The organism is Sphingobacterium paucimobilis HER1398, assembly GCF_000416985.1.
GTDB classification, from domain to species: Bacteria; Bacteroidota; Bacteroidia; order Sphingobacteriales; family Sphingobacteriaceae; genus Sphingobacterium; species Sphingobacterium paucimobilis.
On sequence record NZ_ATDL01000016.1, the window covers coordinates 126,978 to 149,498 of the forward strand.

24 protein-coding genes and 1 tRNA gene are annotated in these 22,521 nt (G+C 40.7%); 17 read left to right on the forward strand and 8 right to left on the reverse strand.

Annotated features, from left to right (window positions below; translation table 11 throughout):
• Positions 1 to 53: 53 nt before the first annotated feature.
• From M472_RS37410 to M472_RS45900, 5 genes are all read right to left on the reverse strand, one after another.
• Positions 54 to 1,502: a glyceraldehyde-3-phosphate dehydrogenase gene (locus M472_RS37410; protein WP_021071104.1), complete on the reverse strand. Its 1,449-nt coding sequence runs from the start codon at positions 1,500 to 1,502 to the stop codon at positions 54 to 56.
• A gap of 191 nt (positions 1,503 to 1,693) precedes the next feature.
• Positions 1,694 to 2,824 carry a radical SAM family heme chaperone HemW gene (hemW, locus tag M472_RS37415; protein ID WP_021071105.1) on the reverse strand — a complete coding sequence of 377 codons (1,131 nt, stop codon included), beginning with the start codon at positions 2,822 to 2,824 and terminating at the stop codon, positions 1,694 to 1,696.
• Positions 2,821 to 4,692, reverse strand: coding sequence for a M1 family metallopeptidase (locus tag M472_RS37420; protein ID WP_021071106.1), 1,872 nt, complete (start codon positions 4,690 to 4,692; stop codon positions 2,821 to 2,823). Before M472_RS37420 ends, hemW begins: the two co-directional genes overlap by 4 nt.
• A gap of 71 nt (positions 4,693 to 4,763) precedes the next feature.
• Positions 4,764 to 5,195 (reverse strand): hypothetical protein, encoded by a 432-nt coding sequence (locus M472_RS37425; protein WP_021071107.1) that lies wholly within the window; start codon positions 5,193 to 5,195, stop codon positions 4,764 to 4,766.
• Between the two features lie 26 nt (positions 5,196 to 5,221).
• On the reverse strand, positions 5,222 to 6,070 hold the full coding sequence (locus tag M472_RS45900; protein WP_031301867.1) for a M23 family metallopeptidase: 849 nt from the start codon (positions 6,068 to 6,070) through the stop codon (positions 5,222 to 5,224).
• A 132-nt stretch (positions 6,071 to 6,202) separates the two neighbouring features.
• Between M472_RS45900 and mutY the strand changes: the two genes are divergently transcribed.
• The 16 genes from mutY (at position 6,203) to groL (ending at position 20,519) form a co-directional block, all read left to right on the forward strand.
• Complete coding sequence (mutY, locus tag M472_RS37435; RefSeq protein WP_031301868.1) at positions 6,203 to 7,252, forward strand: A/G-specific adenine glycosylase; 1,050 nt, start codon at positions 6,203 to 6,205, stop codon at positions 7,250 to 7,252.
• 19 nt (positions 7,253 to 7,271) lie between these two features.
• On the forward strand, positions 7,272 to 7,721 hold the full coding sequence (locus tag M472_RS37440; RefSeq protein ID WP_021071110.1) for a single-stranded DNA-binding protein: 450 nt from the start codon (positions 7,272 to 7,274) through the stop codon (positions 7,719 to 7,721).
• 58 nt (positions 7,722 to 7,779) lie between these two features.
• Entirely contained in the window at positions 7,780 to 8,817 is a 1,038-nt protein-coding gene (pheS, locus tag M472_RS37445; protein ID WP_021071111.1) for a phenylalanine--tRNA ligase subunit alpha, read from the forward strand.
• Positions 8,817 to 9,221 (forward strand): hypothetical protein, encoded by a 405-nt coding sequence (locus M472_RS37450; RefSeq protein WP_022829396.1) that lies wholly within the window; start codon positions 8,817 to 8,819, stop codon positions 9,219 to 9,221. The genes pheS and M472_RS37450 overlap by 1 nt, the downstream gene beginning before the upstream one ends.
• Positions 9,222 to 9,224: 3 nt before the next feature.
• Positions 9,225 to 9,800, forward strand: coding sequence for a TetR/AcrR family transcriptional regulator (locus M472_RS37455; RefSeq protein ID WP_021071113.1), 576 nt, complete (start codon positions 9,225 to 9,227; stop codon positions 9,798 to 9,800).
• Positions 9,801 to 9,892: 92 nt separating this feature from the next.
• Positions 9,893 to 11,299, forward strand: coding sequence for a 23S rRNA (uracil(1939)-C(5))-methyltransferase RlmD (gene rlmD, locus M472_RS37460; RefSeq protein WP_021071114.1), 1,407 nt, complete (start codon positions 9,893 to 9,895; stop codon positions 11,297 to 11,299).
• A gap of 6 nt (positions 11,300 to 11,305) precedes the next feature.
• Positions 11,306 to 11,710 carry a hypothetical protein gene (locus tag M472_RS37465; RefSeq protein WP_021071115.1) on the forward strand — a complete coding sequence of 135 codons (405 nt, stop codon included), beginning with the start codon at positions 11,306 to 11,308 and terminating at the stop codon, positions 11,708 to 11,710.
• 58 nt (positions 11,711 to 11,768) lie between these two features.
• Positions 11,769 to 12,527, forward strand: a complete 759-nt coding sequence (locus M472_RS37470; RefSeq protein WP_021071116.1) for a hypothetical protein — start codon at positions 11,769 to 11,771, stop codon at positions 12,525 to 12,527.
• A 108-nt stretch (positions 12,528 to 12,635) separates the two neighbouring features.
• Positions 12,636 to 13,319, forward strand: a complete 684-nt coding sequence (locus M472_RS37475) for an OmpA family protein (RefSeq protein ID WP_021071117.1) — start codon at positions 12,636 to 12,638, stop codon at positions 13,317 to 13,319.
• A 215-nt stretch (positions 13,320 to 13,534) separates the two neighbouring features.
• On the forward strand, positions 13,535 to 14,968 hold the full coding sequence (gene miaB, locus M472_RS37480) for a tRNA (N6-isopentenyl adenosine(37)-C2)-methylthiotransferase MiaB (RefSeq protein ID WP_021071118.1): 1,434 nt from the start codon (positions 13,535 to 13,537) through the stop codon (positions 14,966 to 14,968).
• A gap of 51 nt (positions 14,969 to 15,019) precedes the next feature.
• Complete coding sequence (locus tag M472_RS37485) at positions 15,020 to 16,288, forward strand: sigma-54-dependent Fis family transcriptional regulator (protein ID WP_021071119.1); 1,269 nt, start codon at positions 15,020 to 15,022, stop codon at positions 16,286 to 16,288.
• A 6-nt stretch (positions 16,289 to 16,294) separates the two neighbouring features.
• Positions 16,295 to 16,825, forward strand: a complete 531-nt coding sequence (locus M472_RS37490) for an LptE family protein (RefSeq protein WP_021071120.1) — start codon at positions 16,295 to 16,297, stop codon at positions 16,823 to 16,825.
• A gap of 15 nt (positions 16,826 to 16,840) precedes the next feature.
• Positions 16,841 to 17,926, forward strand: coding sequence for a hypothetical protein (locus M472_RS37495; protein ID WP_021071121.1), 1,086 nt, complete (start codon positions 16,841 to 16,843; stop codon positions 17,924 to 17,926).
• A 17-nt stretch (positions 17,927 to 17,943) separates the two neighbouring features.
• Complete coding sequence (gene secG, locus M472_RS37500; RefSeq protein WP_021071122.1) at positions 17,944 to 18,291, forward strand: preprotein translocase subunit SecG; 348 nt, start codon at positions 17,944 to 17,946, stop codon at positions 18,289 to 18,291.
• Positions 18,292 to 18,503: 212 nt separating this feature from the next.
• Entirely contained in the window at positions 18,504 to 18,779 is a 276-nt protein-coding gene (locus M472_RS37505) for a co-chaperone GroES (RefSeq protein WP_021071123.1), read from the forward strand.
• A gap of 102 nt (positions 18,780 to 18,881) precedes the next feature.
• On the forward strand, positions 18,882 to 20,519 hold the full coding sequence (gene groL, locus M472_RS37510; RefSeq protein WP_021071124.1) for a chaperonin GroEL: 1,638 nt from the start codon (positions 18,882 to 18,884) through the stop codon (positions 20,517 to 20,519).
• Positions 20,520 to 20,604: 85 nt separating this feature from the next.
• Here the strand turns inward: groL and M472_RS46000 are convergent, their stop codons facing one another.
• Positions 20,605 to 20,994 (reverse strand): DUF2752 domain-containing protein, encoded by a 390-nt coding sequence (locus M472_RS46000; RefSeq protein ID WP_021071125.1) that lies wholly within the window; start codon positions 20,992 to 20,994, stop codon positions 20,605 to 20,607.
• Positions 20,991 to 21,503, reverse strand: coding sequence for a CD225/dispanin family protein (locus M472_RS37520; protein ID WP_022829398.1), 513 nt, complete (start codon positions 21,501 to 21,503; stop codon positions 20,991 to 20,993). The genes M472_RS46000 and M472_RS37520 overlap by 4 nt, the downstream gene beginning before the upstream one ends.
• 48 nt (positions 21,504 to 21,551) lie before the next feature.
• Between M472_RS37520 and M472_RS37525 the strand changes: the two genes are divergently transcribed.
• Positions 21,552 to 22,343, forward strand: a complete 792-nt coding sequence (locus M472_RS37525; protein ID WP_021071127.1) for a M90 family metallopeptidase — start codon at positions 21,552 to 21,554, stop codon at positions 22,341 to 22,343.
• Positions 22,344 to 22,396: 53 nt separating this feature from the next.
• Here the strand turns inward: M472_RS37525 and M472_RS37530 are convergent.
• Positions 22,397 to 22,468 (reverse strand) — tRNA-Glu (locus M472_RS37530).
• Positions 22,469 to 22,521: the final 53 nt, after the last annotated feature.

Below are 22,521 nucleotides of genomic sequence, written 5' to 3' on the forward strand. Positions count from 1 at the left end.
CCCCAAAGGACAGCCTCGATTTATTAAAAAATTGAAAATTGGACGTAATTGACTTAGTAGTAAGTATATCTTCTTACTCCTGCGATATGTCGTGCAAGACGCATGACTTGATGTGTGTAGCCATATTCATTATCATACCATACATACAGATTGACATGCTTACCATCTGCTGAAACTATGGTTGCTGGGGCATCCACAACAGAAGCGGCGGAAGTACCTATAATATCGGAGGAGACCAGTTCGACATTGTCTGAAAATTTGATCTGCTCTACAAGACTGCCATATAGGGCGCTTTCCTTTAGAATATTGTTGAGTTCCTCTACACTTGTTTTTTTGTTAAGTTCAAGATTTAAAATTGCCAGTGATCCATTAGGAACGGGTACACGTATGGCATTGGAAGTCAGTTTCCCGGCCAGTTCGGGCAATACTTTTGCAACGGCAGAGCCTGCTCCAGTTTCTGTGATAACCATATTCAGTGCTGCTGCACGACCTCTTCTGGTCTTTTTATGCATGTTGTCCACTAAGTTTTGATCATTGGTATACGAGTGTATGGTCTCTATATGGCCGTGTTTGATGCCTAGTGTACGTTGGATGACTTCCAAAATTGGAGAGATGGCATTGGTGGTACATGAAGCGGCAGAAAAGATCGTTGTATTTTCCAAATCGATCATGTCATTGTTGACGCCGTATACAATATTGGGTACGCCTTTGCCTGGAGCTGTCAGTAGAACCTGGGACGCTCCTTTGGCGGTAAGATGTCTTGCTAACTCTTCGTTATCCCTAAATGCTCCTGTGTTGTCGATGACCAATGCATGCTCGATACCATACTTGGTATAATCGATTTCTTCTGGATTTTTTGCGGATATGATATAGACGGTTGCTCCGTTTATGATTAATGCTTCTTTTGTTTCGTCGACTTCGACTACACCTTCAAAATCTCCATGGATAGAGTCATTTTGAAGTAGTGTTGCTCTTTTTTGCAACGTTTTGAGGTCAACATTATCACGCGTCACAATAGCACGGAGGCGTAATTGATGCCCAGCACCAGCTTTGCTGATTAGTTCACGTGCGAGTAGGCGTCCTATCCTGCCGAAACCATATAGCACAACATCTTTTGGTGCAAAGGATTTGTGCTCTTGTGCGGAAAGTAGTTCCTTCTTGATAAAGTATAGAATGTTTTCTTCTTCTATATTTTGATTCCGGACTTCTAAAGCTAGCTTGCCGATATCTAAACGGGAAGGTGCCAGCTTTAAATGCTGCATAGATTCCGCTATCTGCAATGTTTCAAAAATACTGATTGGACTATCGGAGAGAGCCTTAGATTCTTGATGCAAGGTGAGAATACGACTTACTCTACGATCGAAAAGTTGATTTCTGAAGAAGACTAATTCAATAGAGTGATTGTACCATAGATTGCTGACAATCTGTACCAGTTTAACAGCCGCGTTCTGTTTGCTTTTGTAACTTTTGATTTCAGACTCAAAAGTCGATTTTTGTACCATAATTTTTGCTATAACTTTATGGGACAAAAATAGGGGAATAAAAAGGGAAAGAGCGAAAGATTTTGAAGAATTGATAAAAATGAAATGCTTTTAGGGTTTTCCTTTTTTATTTTCTTATTATTAATCCTGTTTTGTTGCGGATTATTTAAAATAAGTGCGCTTATTTAAGACCTTGAAAAGCTGTCGGTGCATTATTTTGGTACGAAAAAAAGCTCTGAGGCTATAAAATCTGCGAATAGTTTGCCTTCGCGCGTCAGTTTATAGGAGCCATTAGGTTCTGATTGGACTTTTTGTTGTTCGACGAATAATGCAATTTCACGTACAAAATGTGACTGTAAATCTGTTCCAAAGCGTTCTTCTATCTCTCGAAGTTCTACTCCCCACATGGTTCGCAGTGAAGTCATGATATATTCATTGTAGGAATCTAATAAGGTGAGCTGTTCAACCTCTTGGTAGGAGGTGTTGTCCTGTAGGGCGGCCATGTATTTTGCGTTGTTGGCGATATTCCAACTGCGTGATACACCGTTGTACGAATGTGCTGAGGGCCCGATGCCTAAATAGTGTTTACCTTTCCAATAGTTGGTGTTATGTATCGCATAGCGTCCGTTTTTTGCAAAATTAGAAATCTCATAGTGCTCATATCCGTGTGATGTCAGTGTTTCCATAAGCATCTGCATCTGCACTTCAGCCTGCTCGTCTAAAATAGCAGGTGTCTTTCCGGATTTGATTTGATGGGCCAGTGCTGTTCGCTGTTCGACGGTCATCGCATAAGAGGAGATATGGGGTACTTCCAGTTGTATGAGCTTGTTCATATTGCTCGACCACTTCTCATCGGACAGTAGAGGGTACCCATAGATAAGATCGCAGGTTATATTTTCGAAACCTGCATCTTGGACTCTTTTGATTGCGGTGTCGGCTTCTTGCGCATTGTGTGCTCTATTCATCCACAAGAGATCTTCTTCGAAAAAGGATTGAATACCGATACTAAACCTATTGATTGAAGTTTGTCTTAGTGCATTTGTTTTTTCTGAAGTAAGATCGTCCGGATTTGCTTCCATTGTGATTTCTGCCTGCGAATCTATATCGAAATGACGGGCGACTTGATCAATGATCTGTTGTATCTCTGAAGCTTCTAGGATCGACGGTGTCCCCCCTCCGAAATAGATGGAATGTATTCGTCTGTCTTCTATATAATGGGAACGAACTGCTAGCTCTTTATGCAGAGCTAGCAGTAAATCTTCTTTGTACTTTAATGAGGTTGTGAAATGGAAATCACAATAGTGACATGCCTGTTTGCAGAATGGAATGTGGAAATATATCATTTGCGCTCATAGTAATTGTCGCTCGACTCGATGTCTGCAAGACGTTGTGTCGGATCTATCCATATTTTGGAAGGTACTTTGGATACAGGAAACGTGTATGTTGGTACGGTCCAATTCCAATCTTCCAGAATAGTTCTCTTTACATTTTGATAAATAGTATAGTCTTCAGCCGGTTTTTCGCCACGCATCTCTCGCAGAGGGATATAAAATAGTTCTTTAGTGCCATCCTCATATTCAATCAGTACATCTATCGGCATAGCGAGATTCGATTTGTTCTGCAGGGTAACATGATCGGCTGTTGCCTGTTGGATGCCGTAATCGATATGTCGTGTGGTGTTGACGAACAGGTTGAAGTACCATTTAAGATTGATCCCTGAGATGTCCTCTGCAACTCGTTTGAAATCATTGGGTGTGGGGTGTTTGAATTTCCATATATCATAGAATTTCAAAAATGTCTTATCTAAATTCGATTTTCCTATGATATAGCCAAGTTGCTCCGCCAGTACGGCTCCTTTGTTATACGCTTGGTTGCTATAGCCGTAATTGGTGTTGTAGTAATCGGCAAGGAGACTCATTGGCTCTTCTTTTCCTGATAAGGCCAATTTATAGTAAGCACGATAGGCGTCTATCATTGGGTTCGTTTCCAGGGCTCCCTTTTTATAGAAAAGTTGCTGCATGCCAAGCTCTTCTACATAGCTGGTAAAACCTTCGTCAAACCATTCGTCTACGGTTTCATTGATTCCTAAAAGATGTTGATACCAAGAGTGGGCCGCCTCGTGGAAGATCACACCGACGAGGCTTTTTATATTTCTGCCTCCGGTTACTAAGGTTGCAGTTCCATATTCCATTCCGCCATCACCTCCTTGGATGATGGTGTATGTAGGCCATGGGTACGGGCCGAACTTTTGACCACACATGTCAAAAAAATCAGCAGCAAGGCCCAGTGCTTGTTTCCAGTTCGCTACGATAGAGTCATTGGTAGGAATGTAGACGGTGTAAAGTGTTGTTCCATTTTTGTTTTTAGTCGAATCGACAACAAATTTTGGATCAGCAGCCCATACGAAATCGTGTATGTTTTCAGCCTTATAATGCCAGGTCGTTTTATTGTTTTCCGTCTTGATTTTTGCTTTGTGCTGATAGCCTTTTACTTCGCTTGGGTTCTGTAGTACACCAGATGCACCGACTATATAGTTTTTGTTTAAGTGTATGGATACATCAAAATTTCCAAAAGGGGCAACAAACTCTCGAGCTACATACTCATCTAGGTGCCATCCGAATTCATCAAAGTGTGCCATCTTGGGGTACCATTGAGCCATAGAAAGAGCGACCCCTTCTTTAGAGTTTCGTCCTGTTCGTCTGATTTGCTCAGGGACCTGGGCAGTCCATATCAGTTCAAAGGAAGCTGTTGTTCCGTCTGCTATCGCTTCTGGAAGTGTGACTTCTAACAATGTCCCATCTGTCTTGAAATCGGTGCTTTTTCCATTCATAGACACGGTCTTGATCTTTTGGTAACCGATTTGTTCTGGGGTAAGTTTAGCGATACGACTTTCCCATTTCGGGTTCTCCTTGGTGCCTATGTTTGTCGTCATCCTGCTGTCTGGATCGGCAATGTTAGATAGTCTGTAATCCATCATGCTCCCTGGTTGAAAAGCGTTGAAGTAGAGATGGAAGTATACTTTCGATAAGGGCTGCCCCGAATTGTTGGTGTACTTGAGGGTCATAGTCCCATCGTATTGATAGTTTTTTTCGTCGACATCGACATCTATTTTGTAGTCGACGTGTTGCTGCCAATAGCCTTTGCGTTGTGCAAGGGTGGAGTGTGTACTGGTTAAGGTGATTAATGCTACTAAAAAGAAAATTGACTTCATCTGTCAAACATACAAAAACCCCCGTGAATTTTGGCCAATACGGTGTTGAAAAAAGAAGTGTTGTGGGGGGATTAAAATTTAAAATATTCGATATTGCTCTGTAAAAGAGCTTCGTGCATTAGGAGATGGTCATCGTCCGCTTGAAAGAGCTTGTTTCGCCAATATCTGGTTGGTTTTTCCTTTCGCATATAGATGACATATAGATTGCCACCGGAGCGAGTAAGGCTTCGTAGGTGATCGATTTCTATAATGGGATAGACAGATACCTGTTCAGAGAAAGCAACAGTTAGACTTTCGGGGGTTAACGTCCAGGTGGAGGGCCGTTGACTTACTTTTACGGCGATATATAAGATGGCGGGAATAGTTGAAAGTACAATGATGATTTTGTAAATCTCAGCAAGGGGGATGTACGAACTGATCCCACCGGCGGTAAACAAGAGTACAAAAAAGCAAAGCATGTATTTTCCTCTGTGGAGTGTATTGATGTGGAATGTTTGCGTCATCAAACAAAGATAGCGAACTTTTGTGCCTATAGCTTGAAATACTTTTCAGGATTTATCTTTTTATCGTCTTTTAAGATCTCGTAATGTAGATGGGGGCCTGTGCTTCTGCCCGTGCTTCCTAGTAAACCTACCGTTTTGCCTGCATCTACCGTTTCACCTTTCTTTACTTTCGTTTTCGAGAGATGGGCATATCGGGTTTCGTATCCATTTTTGTGTTCTATTTTAACAACATTTCCATATTCGCCTTCATATCCAGAGAAAGTAACCTTTCCGGAAGCCGTGGCTTTTATTGGATCTCCTGTGTTGCCTTTTAGGTCGACGCCGGAGTGCATTTCCCGTCCTCTATTTGTAAAGGGGTTGGCTCGGTATCCAAATTTGGATGTTACTCTGCCATGATGTGGTATGCCGATGGGCAAGCTGGATAACTTGTTGTCCAGATCTTTTAGGGCTTCTTCATAATACTCGCTAAGTAGGTCGATGTTCTCCTCATCAGGCTCGGTCGGTCCTCCTGCATTTTGCAATGCGATTGTTTTTAGTCCACGCTTTTTCATTTTTTGATTAATGATAGCAAGAGTAGAATCTATTTTGTTAAAGGATTTTTTTGCCTCTAATATCCCCCGCTCATTCTCGACCCTCTTCAAGGATAGCTGACGGTTTTTCTGATTTATTTGATTCAATGTAGCCTCATATCGAGAGTTTAACTCTTTCTCTTGTCTATAGGACATATAGAGGAGAGAGCCTGCAAGTGTAACAATAACGGCTAGCAGTAACAGCGTAATGTTTTTTAAGTTCTTTACAATGAATGTGGGGACAAGTAGGTTCTTGTCTTTATGTCCCTCTATGCAAATCAATACAGATGATTTCTTCTTTAACATATCCTCAACTTTTATTGGGTATTACATACGGTGCCTGCAAAAGTACATATTATGTGCTTAAGTATCAATTTGTTGTTGTTGATTTTCAATATGTTATTGTTAAAGTATGTTAAAAATGTTCATTTTTGTGCTATGTCGTTCGCAAGAAAACTTATCGTATGGTATCAGTCAGAGGGGCGCGATTTACCTTGGAGGAAGACCCGGGACCCCTACATTATTTGGTTGTCGGAGATTATTCTTCAACAGACTAGAGTGGAGCAGGGATTGCCCTATTTTTATACTTTCAGAGAGCATTTTCCGACCGTTATGGATTTTGCCGAAGCTAGTGAAGATGAGCTGCTAAGATTGTGGCAGGGGTTGGGGTACTATTCGCGTGCAAGAAATATGCACAAAGCAGCCAAGACGGTTGCACATGAACTAAAAGGGATTTTTCCGACTGATTATGATAGTCTTTTGCGCTTGCCGGGAATTGGAGAGTACACGGCTGCAGCTATCTCTTCTTTTTCCGCAGGAGAGTGTAAGGCGGTGCTAGATGGCAACGTGTTTCGAGTGCTTTCGCGGGTTTTTGGAATCTCGACAGCTATCAACAGTACCGAAGGTAAAAAGCTGTTTCAGTCCCTCGCTCAAGATCTGATCAGTACCCTAGATCCTGGCACCTATAATCATGCTATTATGGATTTTGGTGCTACGGTATGTAAGCCGAAAGCTCCGCTCTGCCAAGATTGTATATTCCGTGGGGAGTGTGCCGCCTTTGAGGACAATAGTATTTCCTTGCTTCCTGTAAAGAATAAAGCGAAGAAATCCCGAAATCGTTATTTCAATTATTTTTTGATTGAAGAAGGGGAAAGTATTCTGATGTCCAAGCGTGGAGCTGACGATGTGTGGGCGAATATGTACGAGTTCCCGCTCTTAGAAACAACGAAAGATCTTGAATTAGAGGATTTGATTCATACCGATGAATACCGGTTTTTTTTCGGAAATACGATGGTACAACCGATTGGAGGAGTGACTAAGCATGTGTTGAGTCATCAAAATATCTATGCGCGTTTTTTTAGGTTGCCAAACGCTAAATGTCTTTTGGAAAAAAAAGAAACATGGCATTACTTTTTATTAGAAAATTTGGATAAATTAGCTAAGCATAAGCTTATTTTTTCTTTTATTGAAAAGTATTTTAAAGACTAAATCAAATACCTAAATTATTATGTCAAGTGTTAACAGAGTTATTTTAGTGGGTCATCTGGGGAAAGATCCTGAGGTACGTCATCTAGACGGCAATGTTCGTGTCGCTAGTTTTCCTCTAGCAACGTCCGAAACGTTCAATAGAGATGGTAAGAAGGTAGAGCAGACGGAATGGCACAATATTGTTATGTGGAGAGGTCTAGCGGATGTCGCAGCCAAATACCTTACGAAAGGGCGTCTGGTCTATATCGAGGGAAGGTTGCGTACGCGGAGCTACGAGGATCGAGAGGGGATCCGCCGATTTGCGACAGAGATAGTGGCCGAAAGTTTTAATCTGCTTGGACGTCGTTCTGATTTTGAGAGTAATGCTAGCCCCCAGACGGCAGGCGGTGCAGCGGCCGATTCGCAAGCAGAAGAACAACAGGTTGATTTTACTGAAAATAATGAGGAGAACGATGGCCTTCCTTTTTAAACTATAAATAATAGAAAGGGGTTCTTGAAATTTTATTTTTTGCTGTATCTTTGGCTTTATGTTGCAAGATAAGATAAAGCAGTATACACAAGAGATTGAGCAATTTGCTCCAAGTTCGGCCGCCGATGTAGAAGCATTCCGGTTGAAGTTTTTGGTTTCTAAAGGTATCGTAAAAAGTTTGTTTGAAGAGTTTAAGACTGTCTCTACCGAAGAGAAGCGCGTATTGGGTAAAGTCTTGAATGAATTTAAACAGTTGGCAGAAGATAAATTTCAAGGTGCGCAAGCCGAATTTCAACAAGCAAGCAATGGCTTGGAGAGAAAAGAGGGCGATTTAACACTTCCTGGTGAAGGGATGGAGTTAGGTTCTCGTCACCCATTGTCATTAGTGCGTAAAGAGATTGTTGATATTTTCAAAAAACTTGGGTTTGTGGTGTCTGAAGGTCCTGAAATAGAGGATGATTGGCATAACTTTTCTGCCTTGAACTTTCCCCCAGAACACCCTGCTCGCGATATGCAAGACACTTTCTTTATAAAAAAGCAAGATGGCAACGATATCGCTTTACGTACACATACATCGTCTGTGCAGGTTCGTATGATGGAGATGGGCAAACCGCCATTTCGCGCAATTATGCCAGGCCGAGTATATAGAAATGAAGCTATCTCTGCTCGTGCGCATTGCTTTTTTCATCAGGTCGAAGGTTTGTATGTCGATGAGAATGTCTCATTTGCAGATTTGAAGCAGACCCTGTTTCATTTTGTGCAAGAGCTGTATGGAGAAGGTACGAAAGTACGTTTCCGCCCCTCTTATTTCCCGTTTACAGAACCGTCTGCGGAGATGGATATCTCGTGTACCATCTGTAAAGGCGCGGGATGTAATCTGTGTAAAGGATCCGGCTGGGTCGAAATCCTTGGATGTGGAATGGTGGATCCCAATGTGCTTGAAAACTGTAATATTGACAGTAAAAAATATAGCGGTTTTGCATTCGGGATGGGAATAGAGCGTGTTACCAATCTTAAATACGAAATAAAAGACCTGCGTCTTTTCTCTGAAAACGATACGCGGTTCTTATCGCAGTTCGAAACGGAGATCATATAATGAAACACATTAACACTTATATTGCATTCGTCTTTTTGAGCCTCTTTTGCGGGAGTTGTGGGAGTGGCGGATGCAATGTAGTGCCTAATGTGACGTTTCAGGTGACGCTTAGTCAGGGATCCAGTCCCGATTTATATAGACCTGGAGGTTGGGCATATGCAGACGGTGGTGTCTGTGGGCTTATTGTCTACAATGATGGAGGTAATGTAATAGCTTATGATCGTTGTAGTACGGTCAATATCCAGCAGCGGAATCGCGTTGAAGTCAATGGTTTTGAAGTCGTGGATAGTGCCTCTGGCGCTAAATGGTTGCTTTTGGATGGCTCTCCTGCACATATCGCGGAATGTCATCTGAAACCGTACCGCGTCAGTAAGAGCGGTGACTTCTATAAAATTTACAATTAATACATGAGTCAAGAAGATCTGGTTTTAGTAATAAAGAAGGCTGCCCGAGACTTGTTTCGAAAATATGGTTATAACAAGACCAGTGTCAATGAGTTGGCTAAACAGGCTAATATTTCTAAGGTAACCTTCTATAAATACTTTTCTTCTAAAGAGACGATTCTTCATGAAGTCCTTTTGGATTATATACGGGAGAATGTGCAGGATATTCTCAGTTCGGGTGTCCGGGAAAAAGATCTTCCTACTTTTTTGGCCAATACAATTTTACGTGTAAGCCGAGTAACCTATACCGTATGTAATGAGTTTGTGGGGTGGGAGTTTATCCGTGAGTCCACGAATGCGCAGGAGTACCTGAAAACTTTATCGGATGATCTGGAGTTTCTTTTGTTGAGTTCATTTATTCAAAATGAAGCCATTGGAAATACGATTGTTGAAGAGAAGTTGACCTTTCTGATAAAGACCAGTAAAAACATTGTCTTTTCGTTTGCCTTTACTGCGGTAACCGATGCCGATGTTAAAAAGAACTTTATCTCTTTCCAAAAGGAGATCCTACCTTATTTGGTTCAAGCGACTATAGCTTAATACAGTCTGATTGTATTTTCCTATTCTTGTCAGTGCGTTCCCTCTTTTATGATGGTGTTAATATGCTGCTAAAAATGTATTTTTGCAGACATATGGGAAGAAGAATACCGCAAGAAAAAAGAAGCCTGAGCAATGTTGAGATTTTTGATATTGCTGAGGAAGGAAAAGGTGTAGGAAGACATGACGATTTAGTGCTGTTTATAGAAAAAGCTATTCCGGGAGATGTGGTCAATGTAGAGTTGCAGCGCAAGAAAAAGAGTTTTGCAGAGGGGCGTGTTACGGAGATCGTCTCAGCATCTCCTTATCGTATTGATCCATTCTGTCCTCATTTTGGAGTGTGTGGTGGATGTAAATGGCAACATATGTCATACGATGCTCAGCTGAGGTTTAAACAGCAGAGTGTTGATAATGCACTGTCTCGTATAGGTAAAGTAGATACTGCTGGCATGGAGCCTATTTTAGGTTCGGAGCAGACGCAATACTATCGGAATAAATTAGAGTATACGTTTTCGAATAAACGTTGGTTGACGAATGTGGATGAAGCCGCAGATACCAATGATATGGATGCATTGGGATTTCACGTGCCTGGACGGTTCGATAAAATTCTCGATATTGAGCATTGCTTCTTACAGGAAGAACCATCTAATAAGTTGCGTAACGCTATTCGTAAGTTTGCTGTTGAAAATAAGATTTCCTTTTATGATCTGCGTATGCATGAAGGGGCACTGCGTAATTTGATTATCCGTACTTCCTCTACCGGAGAGGTGATGGTTATTGTTGTCTTTGCGTACCCTGAAGAGGGACAGGTAGCGATGCTGATGGAATACGTTGCAACTCAATTTCCAGAAATAGTTTCTTTATTATACATCGTCAATCAAAAGAAAAACGATACGATTTTTGATCAAGATATTCAGGTATTCCGTGGTCGGGATTTTATTTATGAAGAGATGGAAGGCTTGCAGTTTAAGGTTGGACCAAAATCTTTCTATCAGACAAATTCACGTCAGGCTTACGAACTGTACAAAATCACTCGAGATTTTGCAGGACTACGGGGGGATGAGTTGGTCTATGATTTGTACACAGGAGCGGGTACGATTGCTAATTTTGTCGCCCGAAATGCCAAACAGGTTATTGGAGTAGAGTATGTTCCTTCTGCGATTGAGGATGCGAAAGTTAACTCTTCGATTAATAATATCGAGAATACGAAGTTTTTTGCTGGAGATATGAAAGACGTGTTGACGATGGACTTTATTGCGGAACATGGTAAACCTGATGTATTGATTACTGATCCTCCACGGGCAGGTATGCATCCTGATGTGGTTAAGCGCATATTGGAGATGGAGGCTGCAAAAATCGTATATGTCAGTTGCAATGCTGCTACACAAGCACGCGATTTGGAGATGCTCTGTACTAAGTATGATGTTGTGCGTATTAAGCCTGTCGATATGTTCCCTCAGACACAGCATGTTGAGAATGTGGTTTTACTACAGTTAAAATAAAGCAATATGGATTTAAGTGATCTTTTAAATAATAAATCTACTAATGGGGGGGAGGAAGGACCTTCGAAAGGCAGTAGTCCTTTAACAAGCTTGAAAGTTGATTTGGATTTTTATAGCGAGTCGATAAAAGAGATTTCGGGTGAGATGATTGCGGAGGGGTATACACTTTATCCTATTTTTATCGCTCATCAGCATGAGGTGAGTCTGGGGGAAGTTATACTGGATAAAGCCGAGCTGAATACAAATTGGTCGATAAATGCGAGCTCATTGGAAGAATTTGTGGAAAAAGGGGTAATTGAAAGCGATAGGAAAGCTTATTTTGAAAAGCACTTTAAAAAGGCAGATGATTTTATGTGCTTATTTGTTGTTGTTCCGGAGGGGGCTAACTTTGTTTTTTATCCTTTTAAGTGAAAACTTGTTTAATACTTTTTAACATTCAGCAGTCCAATATTTGTTTACATTAGTACCAATGATTAGATTTTTTATTAAGATAGCAATCTTGTTCCCCATTTTGTTTTTTGTTATGCAAAATGGAATGGCACAGATGACAGAATTGCCAAAGGTATCTGGTTTAATCTTGGAGAAGAGTACCGGAAACCGTCTAGCGGATGTTAATGTGATCAATCTGAAAACAAATAGGAAGGTGACGTCGAATAATTTTGGTGTTTTCTATATAGACGCGATGATTGGTGATACGCTCGCCGTTACCAAGGTAGGATATGGTGCTATAAAAACTGTATTGTATACGCTGGATGATGTTGTTTTGGAGATGCAGCCTGGAATGCAGATTGAAACCGTGGTCGTGGCGCGAAAGACAAGACAGCAAGAAATGGAAGATATCCTACGCGACTATGAGAAGAAAGGTATTTATAATGGAGGAAAGAATAGAGTGGGGACTTACTTAAATAGTCCTGCCACTGCATTGTACAATCTTTTTGGAAGAGAGGCTAAGAATATGAAGCGGTTCGAAAAATATATGGATCGTGAGGTTAATGAAATTGCTGTGGATCGTATTTTTACCAAGAGTATAGTTTCCGAGCACACGGATTTGGAGGGAGAAGCTCTCTCGAATTTTATGGAAATATATCGTCCTTCTTATGAAGTATCGAAAAACTGGGGACAGTATGATTTACTGAATTATATAGCTAAGTCTTTTAAGACTTGGGATGAGCAGGGACGACCAGCTCCTGTTAAATTACCAAAGTTAGAGATTCCTCCACAAAATTAAATAAAACATAAGGTAAAGGTGGCGGAGTGTGTATTGTGTTCAGTTTTGGCATTTACTTTGTTCAGTAAATAGGGATATATAGAAAACATTATTTGTAAAGATATGAAAATGAATCAGAAATTAGCAGTGTATGGTCTTTCTTTGGCTACCTCTGCATTGTTATTAGGGAGCTGTTCAACCATTCAAAATGCTAATAATGCAACTAAAGGTGGAGCCATTGGTACGACAGCAGGAGCCGGTCTTGGTGCATTGATTGGAGGAAAGGCTGGTAATACGGCTATAGGTGCTATCGCTGGTGCAGTTATCGGTGGTGCAGCAGGTACTTTGATCGGTAATAAAATGGATAAGCAGGCTAGAGAGATTGAGAATACGATTGCTGGTGCTGAAGTAGAAAAGGTAGATGAGGCTATCTTGGTGAAATTTGATTCTGGTATTTTGTTTGACTTTAACAAATCTACGTTAAAAGGGGAGGCCAAGACAAATATCGCCAAATTGGTCGAAACTTTGAATAAAGAGCCTAATACGGATATTTTGGTTATTGGACATACGGATAATGTGGGTACACTGGCTGCAAACGATAAGGTGTCCAGTGATCGTGCTAGATCGGTAAGAGACTATGCTGTATCGCAAGGATTAGCTGCAGGTCGTATATCTACAGAAGGAAAAAATTATTCAGAGCCTATAGCTTCTAATGATACAGAGGCTGGTCGTGCACAAAATCGCCGTGTGGAGATTGTGATCACAGCGAGTAAGAAAATGCAAGACGAGGCAAGAAGAGAAGTGGGGCAATAAGATTGCCGTAGCATAATGGTATTAATGAAGGGCTCTCCAAATCGGAGAGCTTTTTTCGTTAGCGGATACTTTGTAGCGATGATCGCTGTATAAACCCTTTTGAAAAGTATACCTGATCGGAGCTTATGATTATTTGTTAAAATTTGGTAAGCTCTGCCAAACTGTCATAAAAAATGATATTTTATTTCTAACTTTGTAGTCTTTTATAATAAGCTATGTTAGAATTAACGCATACAACAAAGACACACGACGAAAATCGTCAGGGAGAGGCCCTAGAGTTGGCTCCAACCGGTAAATCGGATGGGAGAAAACTTTATATTGAGAGTTATGGTTGCCAAATGAATTTTTCGGACAGTGAAATTGTTGCATCTATATTGATCGATAAGGGGTTTGAGACTACCAAAGATTATAAGGAAGCGGACGTTGTATTTATTAATACGTGTTCTATTCGAGAAAATGCAGAGCAGCGTGTTCGAAATCGTTTGAAAGAATTTGAGTCGGCTAAAGCAAAGAATCCAGGTATGGTCGTTGGTGTGCTGGGTTGTATGGCCGAACGATTGAAAGCTAAGTTTCTAGAAGAAGAGAAATTGGTGGATGTCGTTGTGGGACCAGATGCGTATCGTGATCTGCCTAATTTGATTGAAAAAGTTGATGATGGAAATAAAGCGGTCAATGTATTATTGTCCCGTGAGGAGACGTACGCTGATATTAGTCCTGTTCGATTGAATTCTAATGGAGTTTCCGCTTTCATATCTATTATGCGAGGCTGCGACAATATGTGTTCTTTTTGTGTAGTACCGTTTACGCGGGGAAGAGAAAGAAGCAGGGATACGCAATCTATCATCAAAGAAGCCCAGGAGCTGTTTGATGCAGGATATCGTGAAGTGACTTTGTTGGGTCAAAATGTCGATTCTTACAAATATACGCCTGCGGTAGAAGAGGGTGAGGAGCCTCAGGCAGCAGTTAATTTTGCAAACTTATTGGAGCTTGTTGCTCAGGTAAGTCCGGAGTTGCGTATACGCTTCTCTACTTCGCATCCAAAAGATATTACGGATGAGGTATTGTACACTATTGGGCGCTATGAAAACATCTGTAAGTATATTCATCTGCCTGTACAGTCGGGCAACTCACGCGTATTGGAGTTGATGAATAGAACATACGATAGGGAATGGTATATGGAACGTGTGGAGGCTATTCGTCGTATTATACCCGAGTGTGCGATTTCAACAGACGTTATTACGGGTTTTTGTACAGAGACTGAAGAAGAACATCAGGAGACGCTCTCGATGATGGACTTCGTGAAGTATGATTTCGCTTATATGTTCGCTTATTCAGAACGACCTGGTACGCTGGCTGCAAAACGTTATGCCGATGACATACCTGAAGATATCAAAAAGAGAAGGTTGACAGAGGTTGTAAATAAACAGCAAGAGCATAGTTTGGAACGTATACAGCAGTATGTGGGGAAAGTTCATAAAGTGTTGATCGAGGGTTTTTCTAAGCGTTCAGATCAGGACTACTGTGGGCGTAACGATCAGAACACTATGGTTGTTTTTCCTGTAGATGCACGATTCAAGATTGGTGATTATGTTCATGTGCTCGGCGAGAGTTGTACTTCTGCCACATTGATAGGACGTATTGTTGATTAATATTAACCAAGGAATTCAATAAGAATATCTCATTACTCAAGACTAAGATAGATGGATATCCAAGATATAAAAAATAGATTTGGGATTATAGGAAACTCTCCTCTGCTGAATCGTGCGATCGATGTGGCAAAGCAGGTGGCGCCAACTGATATATCTGTTTTAATACAAGGGGAGAGTGGTGTTGGTAAGGAAGTTTTCTCTCATATTATCCATCAATTGAGTTCGCGTAAGCATGGGCCTTTTATTGCCGTCAATTGCGGTGCTATCCCCGAGGGAACAATTGACTCGGAATTGTTTGGACATGAAAAAGGTTCCTTTACTGGAGCTCATGAAGCACGCAAGGGCTACTTTGAAGTCGTTGATGGTGGGACGATCTTTTTGGATGAAGTAGGAGAACTGCCTTTGAATACACAGGCTCGGCTTCTGCGGGTTTTGGAATCAGGAGAATATATCCGTGTTGGTTCTTCGAAAGTTCAAAAAGCTAATGTTCGCGTGGTCGCAGCTACGAATGTGGATGTCTACGAAGCCGTAAAGAAAGGTAAGTTTAGAGAAGATCTGTATTACAGACTCAATACTGTTCCTCTGCGGATACCATCTTTGCGGGAGCGGAAGGAAGATATATTTCTATTGTTTAGAAAGTTTGTTGTTGACTTTGCTGATAAGTATCGGTCACCGGGCGTGCAACTGACACCTGATGCTCAGGAGTTGTTGACAAATTATAGCTGGCCAGGTAATGTACGCCAATTAAAGAATATTGCAGAACAGATAGCAGTCTTAGAAAAAGAGAGAATCGTTGATGCTCGAATTCTGAGCAATTACTTGCCAGTAGAGAAAAGCTCGAGTAGCCTGCCTGTTTTTGTGAAAGAACAAAGTAAAGAAGATTTTTCAGAACGTGATATTTTATATAAAGTCCTTTTTGATATGAAGAAGGATATGGTGGATTTGAAAAAACTGGTCGTAGAGCTGTTGCAAAATGGTGCTAGCCCTGCTTCTTATGATCAAAATTCGCAGTATATAAGTCAGTTATATCAAGAGGTGAAGCCAGGTACACCTCAGCTATATAATGAGGAATCGGGGCAAACTGCTACTTTGACTATACATAATCCTAATACCAATACTTCAGGCAACAGCTATGTATCGATCGATGATACGCAAGATGTGGAGGAGGTTGAAGAGTCTCTTTCTTTGGTAGATAAGGAATCGGATATGATCAAGAAGGCCTTAAAGAAACACAAAGGTAAACGGAAGTCTGCTGCTCAAGAGTTGGGTATTTCTGAGCGTACCTTGTATAGAAAAATTAAAGACTTAAATTTAGACTAGATACTTATGTGGGGATTAACAGGTCAGATTAGAACTATTGGAGCCATATTACTTGTGCTTTTGGTTGTCCAAAGTTGCCGTGTTAAATATGGTTTTACAGGGGGCTCTATTCCAAAAGATATGAAAACGTATTCTGTTTTATATTTCGAGAATATTGCGCCTATGGTATATACGACGCTTAGCCAGAATTTTACCGAAGGGTTGAAAGAACGTATTCGGACACAATCTAGTTTAAGTCAGGTTAATGCGGATGGGGATGCGGTTTTCGAAGGAATGATAACGAATTATACGATTACGCCTGCGTCTGTTGCGGCGGGAGGGCTTGAACGAGCAGAAAACAGTAGATTGACGATTACGGTAAAAGTAAAGTATACTAATCGTCTCGATCAGACCGGTGAAAGTAATTTCGAGGAGAGTTTTTCTCAGTTTAAGGAATTTCCGGGTTCAGATGTCACGAGTTATGAAGCTCAGTTGAATCAAGAAATCATCAAAGCACTGACTGAGGATATATATAATAAAGCTTTTGCTAACTGGTAGTATACCGACTTAGACATGACAGATTTAAACAATTCGGCACATATATTATATAGACAGGCTCTTGTTGATCCTTCTCGGTTGACGGAGGATGATTTATTGGGTTTGATAGTACGATTTCCTTATTCTCAGCCTTTGATATTTGCTTATGAGCGGAGGAAAAAGCTTGTGGAGGAAGAATCTCCAAGCCGTGAACTTGCGCTCCTATATGCTGCTAATGCAAACTGGCTGTGGAGTTTTGTGAACGCTCCTATGGTAAAAGTGGAGGAGATTGTTCCTGAGGAAGAAGAATATATACCTTTTGAAATATACGATGGTGCTGGGGAGATAAGAGTAGAAGATGAGGCTGGAACTACAGAAGAAGTGTTGGAGGAAGAAGTTGATGTGGAAGCGGCTGCAATTACGGAAACAGAAGTGGAGGCGGATGCTGTTTCGGAACAAGAAGGTGTCGAATTGGATAAACTGGTACATGGTGGAGCGGTGCTGGGCGATTATTTTGTTTTTGAGCAGAAAGAGAAAGGAGAGTCGCCTGAGAATTCGGATGTCATGCCAATATTGTCTGATGATGAACCTGAAGATGTCAGTCTGTATAATGATGATCTGATGCCGTATAGCTTTAGATGGTGGTTGCATAAGACGAGATTGGAGTATGCGGATACGTATCAGCCTTTTATCGTGCCACATCTGCCTAAGCCTGAGAAAGGACATTTCGATTTATCCAAATTGGATGAGACCATTCTTGATCAGCAAATCAAGGAAAATATTATTCATTTTCAGGCACCGGAAAGCAAGTTGAGTGATGCAGTAAAGAATAGTCCTTTAAAGGTGGTGGAGCCCAAAAAGAGCGATGAGGTGATCGAGCGTTTTATTAAGGAAGAACCTATTATACAAGCGCCTTCTGCCCAGAAGCTTCATAATGAAAATATGGCCAGACAGAGTGCTGAAGACAATTATTCGCTGGTTACGGAGACTTTGGCCAACATTTATGTCGATCAGGCGCTGTATCTTAAAGCGATTGAGGTATTCAAAAAATTAATTTTGAAATATCCAGAAAAAAAATCGTATTTTGCGACCCAAATTCAAGAATTAGAGAAAAACTTATAAATAATATTAACTAAGAAATGACAACATTATTCATTATCCTGATTATTTTGGTAAGTGTGGTTTTAGCATTCTTTGTGCTTATCCAAAATCCAAAAGGTGGAGGTTTATCATCAGGATTTGCTGGTGGGAGTAACTTGATGGGAGTTCAACGTACAGGCGACTTTTTAGAGAAAGGAACATGGACTTTAGTAATAGCACTTATGGTATTTAGTTTAGCTATTAATATTTTGGGTCCTGGATCAGGTTCTAATGCTGGGGGGCTTTCTAATCAGATTGAAGCTCCGGCTCAGGCGCCCGCATTAAACTTGAATGCTCCGGCTCAAGGTCAGCAAGCTGCTCCGGACAAGGCCGATTCTTCAAAATAGTGGTTTAAAAAAAATAGAAAGCCTTACAATTCATTGTAAGGCTTTTTTTTTGCCCAACTGTCATACTGACATTGCTGTGTAAAAGAAGACTGTCATTCGTGTTGGCTGAAGTGAAAAAATGGCAATATTTTGTCGTCTATCCCCTTTGGCACAGTTGGTGATAATGTAGTGTATAAGGTTAAATTAAACAATAAACGTATAATAGTATAATTATGGCATTAAGTATTAAACCTATTGGAGACAGAGTAGTAGTCGAAGCTGCTCCAGCAGAAGAGAAAACAGCATCAGGTATCTACATCCCGGATACGGCTAAAGAAAAACCATCACAGGGTACTATCGTTGCGGTTGGCGCTGGAAAACCAGAGGAACCACTTACTGTTAAAGTTGGTGACAAGGTGTTGTATGGTAAATATGCAGGTACTGAAATTACCTATGAAGGTAAAGAGTATTTGATTATGCGTGAAGCAGATATCTACGCGGTACTTTAATTAAAAGGTCAAAATTAAAAATTGAAAATAAGAGTTATCAGAGACGTATGCTACAATATTTATTGTCTAAATACTCAAAACTAACTACTTAATACTAACAAAATGGCAAAACAAGTTAAATATAACGTTGAGGCACGTGAAGCCCTTAAAAAGGGAGTTGATACCCTTGCAAATGCAGTAAAAGTAACATTGGGACCTAAAGGTCGTAACGTAATTATCGAAAAGAAATTTGGTTCACCTTCGATAACGAAGGATGGTGTTTCTGTGGCGAAAGAGATTGAGCTTAAAGATGCATTGGAAAATATGGGTGCTCAAATGGTGAAAGAAGTAGCCTCGAAAACTGCTGATCAAGCAGGTGACGGTACTACTACGGCGACTGTTTTAGCTCAAGCTATTGTTGCTCCTGGTATTAAATCTGTAGCAGCTGGAGCTAACCCCATGGATTTGAAAAGAGGAATTGATAAAGCTGTAACAACTGTAGTTGCTAATTTGAAATCTCAGTCTCAGGCTGTAGGTGCAGATAACAACAAGATTAAACAGGTAGCCTCTATCTCGGCCAATAACGATGAAGTTATCGGATCTTTGATTGCAGAAGCAATGGAAAAGGTTGGTAATGATGGTGTTATTACTGTTGAAGAAGCTAAAGGAACGGAAACAGAAGTTAAAACGGTTGAAGGGATGCAATTTGATCGTGGTTACTTATCTCCATATTTCGTGACTAACTCCGATAAGATGGAGGCTGAATTGGAAAATCCTTATATTCTGATCTACGATAAGAAAATTAGTAATATGAAGGAGTTGTTGCCTGTTTTGGAGAAACAAGTTCAGACTGGTAAACCGTTGTTGATTATTGCGGAAGACTTAGATGGAGAGGCGTTAGCTACTTTGGTTGTCAACAAAATCCGTGGTTCACTGAAAGTTGCAGCTGTTAAAGCTCCTGGATTTGGAGATCGCCGCAAAGCAATGCTAGAAGATATAGCGATCTTGACAGGTGGTACAGTTATCTCTGAAGAGAGAGGTTACAAATTGGAAAATGCTGAATTGTCTTATCTAGGTCAAGCTGAGAAAGTAGTAATCGATAAGGATAACACTACAGTAATCAATGGTTCTGGTAATGCTGATGACATTAAAGCTCGCGTTGCACAGATTCGTTCTCAGATTGAAACTACAACATCTGATTACGATCGTGAGAAATTACAAGAGCGTTTGGCTAAATTATCTGGCGGTGTTGCTGTTCTTTACGTAGGTGCTACTACTGAGGTGGAGATGAAAGAGAAGAAAGACCGTGTGGATGATGCATTGCATGCTACTCGTGCTGCTGTTGAAGAAGGAATCGTTGCTGGTGGAGGTGTAGCCTTCATTCGCGCAGTCGAGGCTTTAGCTGGTCTTAAAGGCAGTAACGAAGATGAGCAAATTGGTATTGATATCATCAAGAGAGCTATCGAAGAGCCTTTGCGTCAGATCTGTTTTAATGCAGGTATCGAAGGCGCAGTGATCGTGCAAAAAGTAAAAGAAGGTACTGCTGATTTCGGATATAATGCCCGCACAGATAAATTTGAGAATTTAATTGGCGCTGGAGTTATTGATCCGACTAAAGTATCTCGCGTAGCTTTAGAAAATGCGGCTTCAATCGCGTCAATGTTATTGACTACGGAGTGCGTATTGGCTGATGAGCCAGAAGAGGCAGGCGCTAGTGCTGGTGTTCCACCAATGGCTGGTGGCATGGGCGGAATGATGTAATAATTGTTCTTATCATATATAAAAAAATCCCTGGCTGTTTTAGTCAGGGATTTTTTTTTGTTCCTTCGAAATGAAGCACTCTGTTTTATGATATTATGTTTCGTAGAATGGTGAAAATAAAAAGAATGATTCCAAGTATTAAAATAGCGCTTTGGCCGTACAATACCTTCTTTAATTTCAGTTCTCCATTTGTCGGTTGCGGTATGATTTGTAGGTAAAATCCCAGAATTAAATAAGGTATGAGAAGGGGTAACAACGGATTTTCCATAAATGCTTGTCTAACATCTCCATTGAGTAGAGAGTGCGCTGCACGTTGTCCTCCGCATCCCGGACAGTCTAGTCCGGTTATAGCCTTAACAGGGCATTTTGGAAAAAATAAGCTTTCCAAAGGATTAAAATATTTATATAAAAGAGCAACCGTTACCAGGGTCAGAGGGTAAAGCAAAAGAACCCTCTGTCGCTTGTTTAGTCTCATTGAAATGCTCCGCTAATCAGACCTAAGCCAAATATACCTATTCCCAGTAACCATACGGCAGCACAGGCTACTAGGTTAATTATAATCCATTTTTTAGCATTCTTGGAATCACTTTCAGCACCTGCTATATCGCCAGCATAAAACTTTTTTTCTACTCTAGAAGCATACACTATGGAGGGAATACCAAATATCCAGCAACATATTATCGTCGTGATTATACTTTCTATTAAGTATGTTTTCGGTGGTCTTAAATAGGGCGCGGAAGGATTGTTTGTATTGGGAAATGACGAGTCTGTTATTTGTTTTGGGGGTATAGGCGGATGATTTGCACTATTAGCACTGGTAAATAGATCTGCAAGCTCAGCCACATCTTGAGCTTTTGTCCAAGTTACTAAGTCTTCGGACCATATCAGTGTATTGGGGCCAATCTGCTTCATTCGAAGTTCTTCAAGTGGAATTGGACCAAAGGAGTTCTGGCCGTCCGAATAATGGTAACTTTTAGTTGGCATAGCTTACTTTATCTTAGTATCTTACTAAGATAAACATAAATGTGAAATATGTATAATCCCTATCTTGTTACCAGTGTAATTTTTTGTGTAGGTTTTCTTTTGGTTTTTTATGTCTTTAAGAGTTTTAAACGTAAGAATGATCATGTGTATGTTAATCTTCCTTCTTCTTTTGTTGAAAAAGTACTGTCGGATAGGGTTAGATTCTATAGGAAATTGTCTGACTCTGAAAAGGATATATTTCGAGAGCGAGTTCAGTACTTTCTGAAGCGTGTTAAGATTTCCGCCGAAAAGGGAGCGAATCTGAAGGATGATGACCGTGTATTGTTAGCTGCTAGTGCTACAATACCACTACTTCATTTTGAAACATGGGCTTATGAAAATCTAGATGAGGTAATCGTTTATCCAGATTATTTCGACGAACGGTTTGATACGGAGGCTGCTCATAAAAATGTTGCAGGCATGGTCGGTTCGGGCGCAATGAATCGGAAAATGGTTTTATCATTGCCTGCTTTGCGGGACGGTTTTGAACAATATAGTGTGGGAAATACTGCTGTGCATGAATTTGTACATCTTATTGATAAGGCAGATGGAGAGGTGGATGGGATACCTGAGTATCTGATACCAAAGGATTTGATAAAACCTTGGTTGGAGGAAATGGATAGGACGATACGCTCGATCAGAGATGGTGATTCTACAATCAGGGCATATGCTGCAACAAATGATGCTGAATTTCTAGCCGTGTTGTCCGAGTATTTTTTTAGTAAGCCCAGTCGGCTTAAGGAGGATTATCCTGAACTATTCGAGTTGCTGGATAAAATTTATAACAGAACGCAGAATTAGTCGTTTCGATAACGTAAAAAAGCGTTGAAATTTATAAATTTCAACGCTTTTTGTAGCCCGTAGGGGAATCGAACCCCTGTTTCAAGAATGAAAATCTTGCGTCCTAACCCCTAGACGAACGGGCCTTTGTGTGTTTCGGTGTGCAAATATAGAATTAATATTGTACAATCCAAAAACA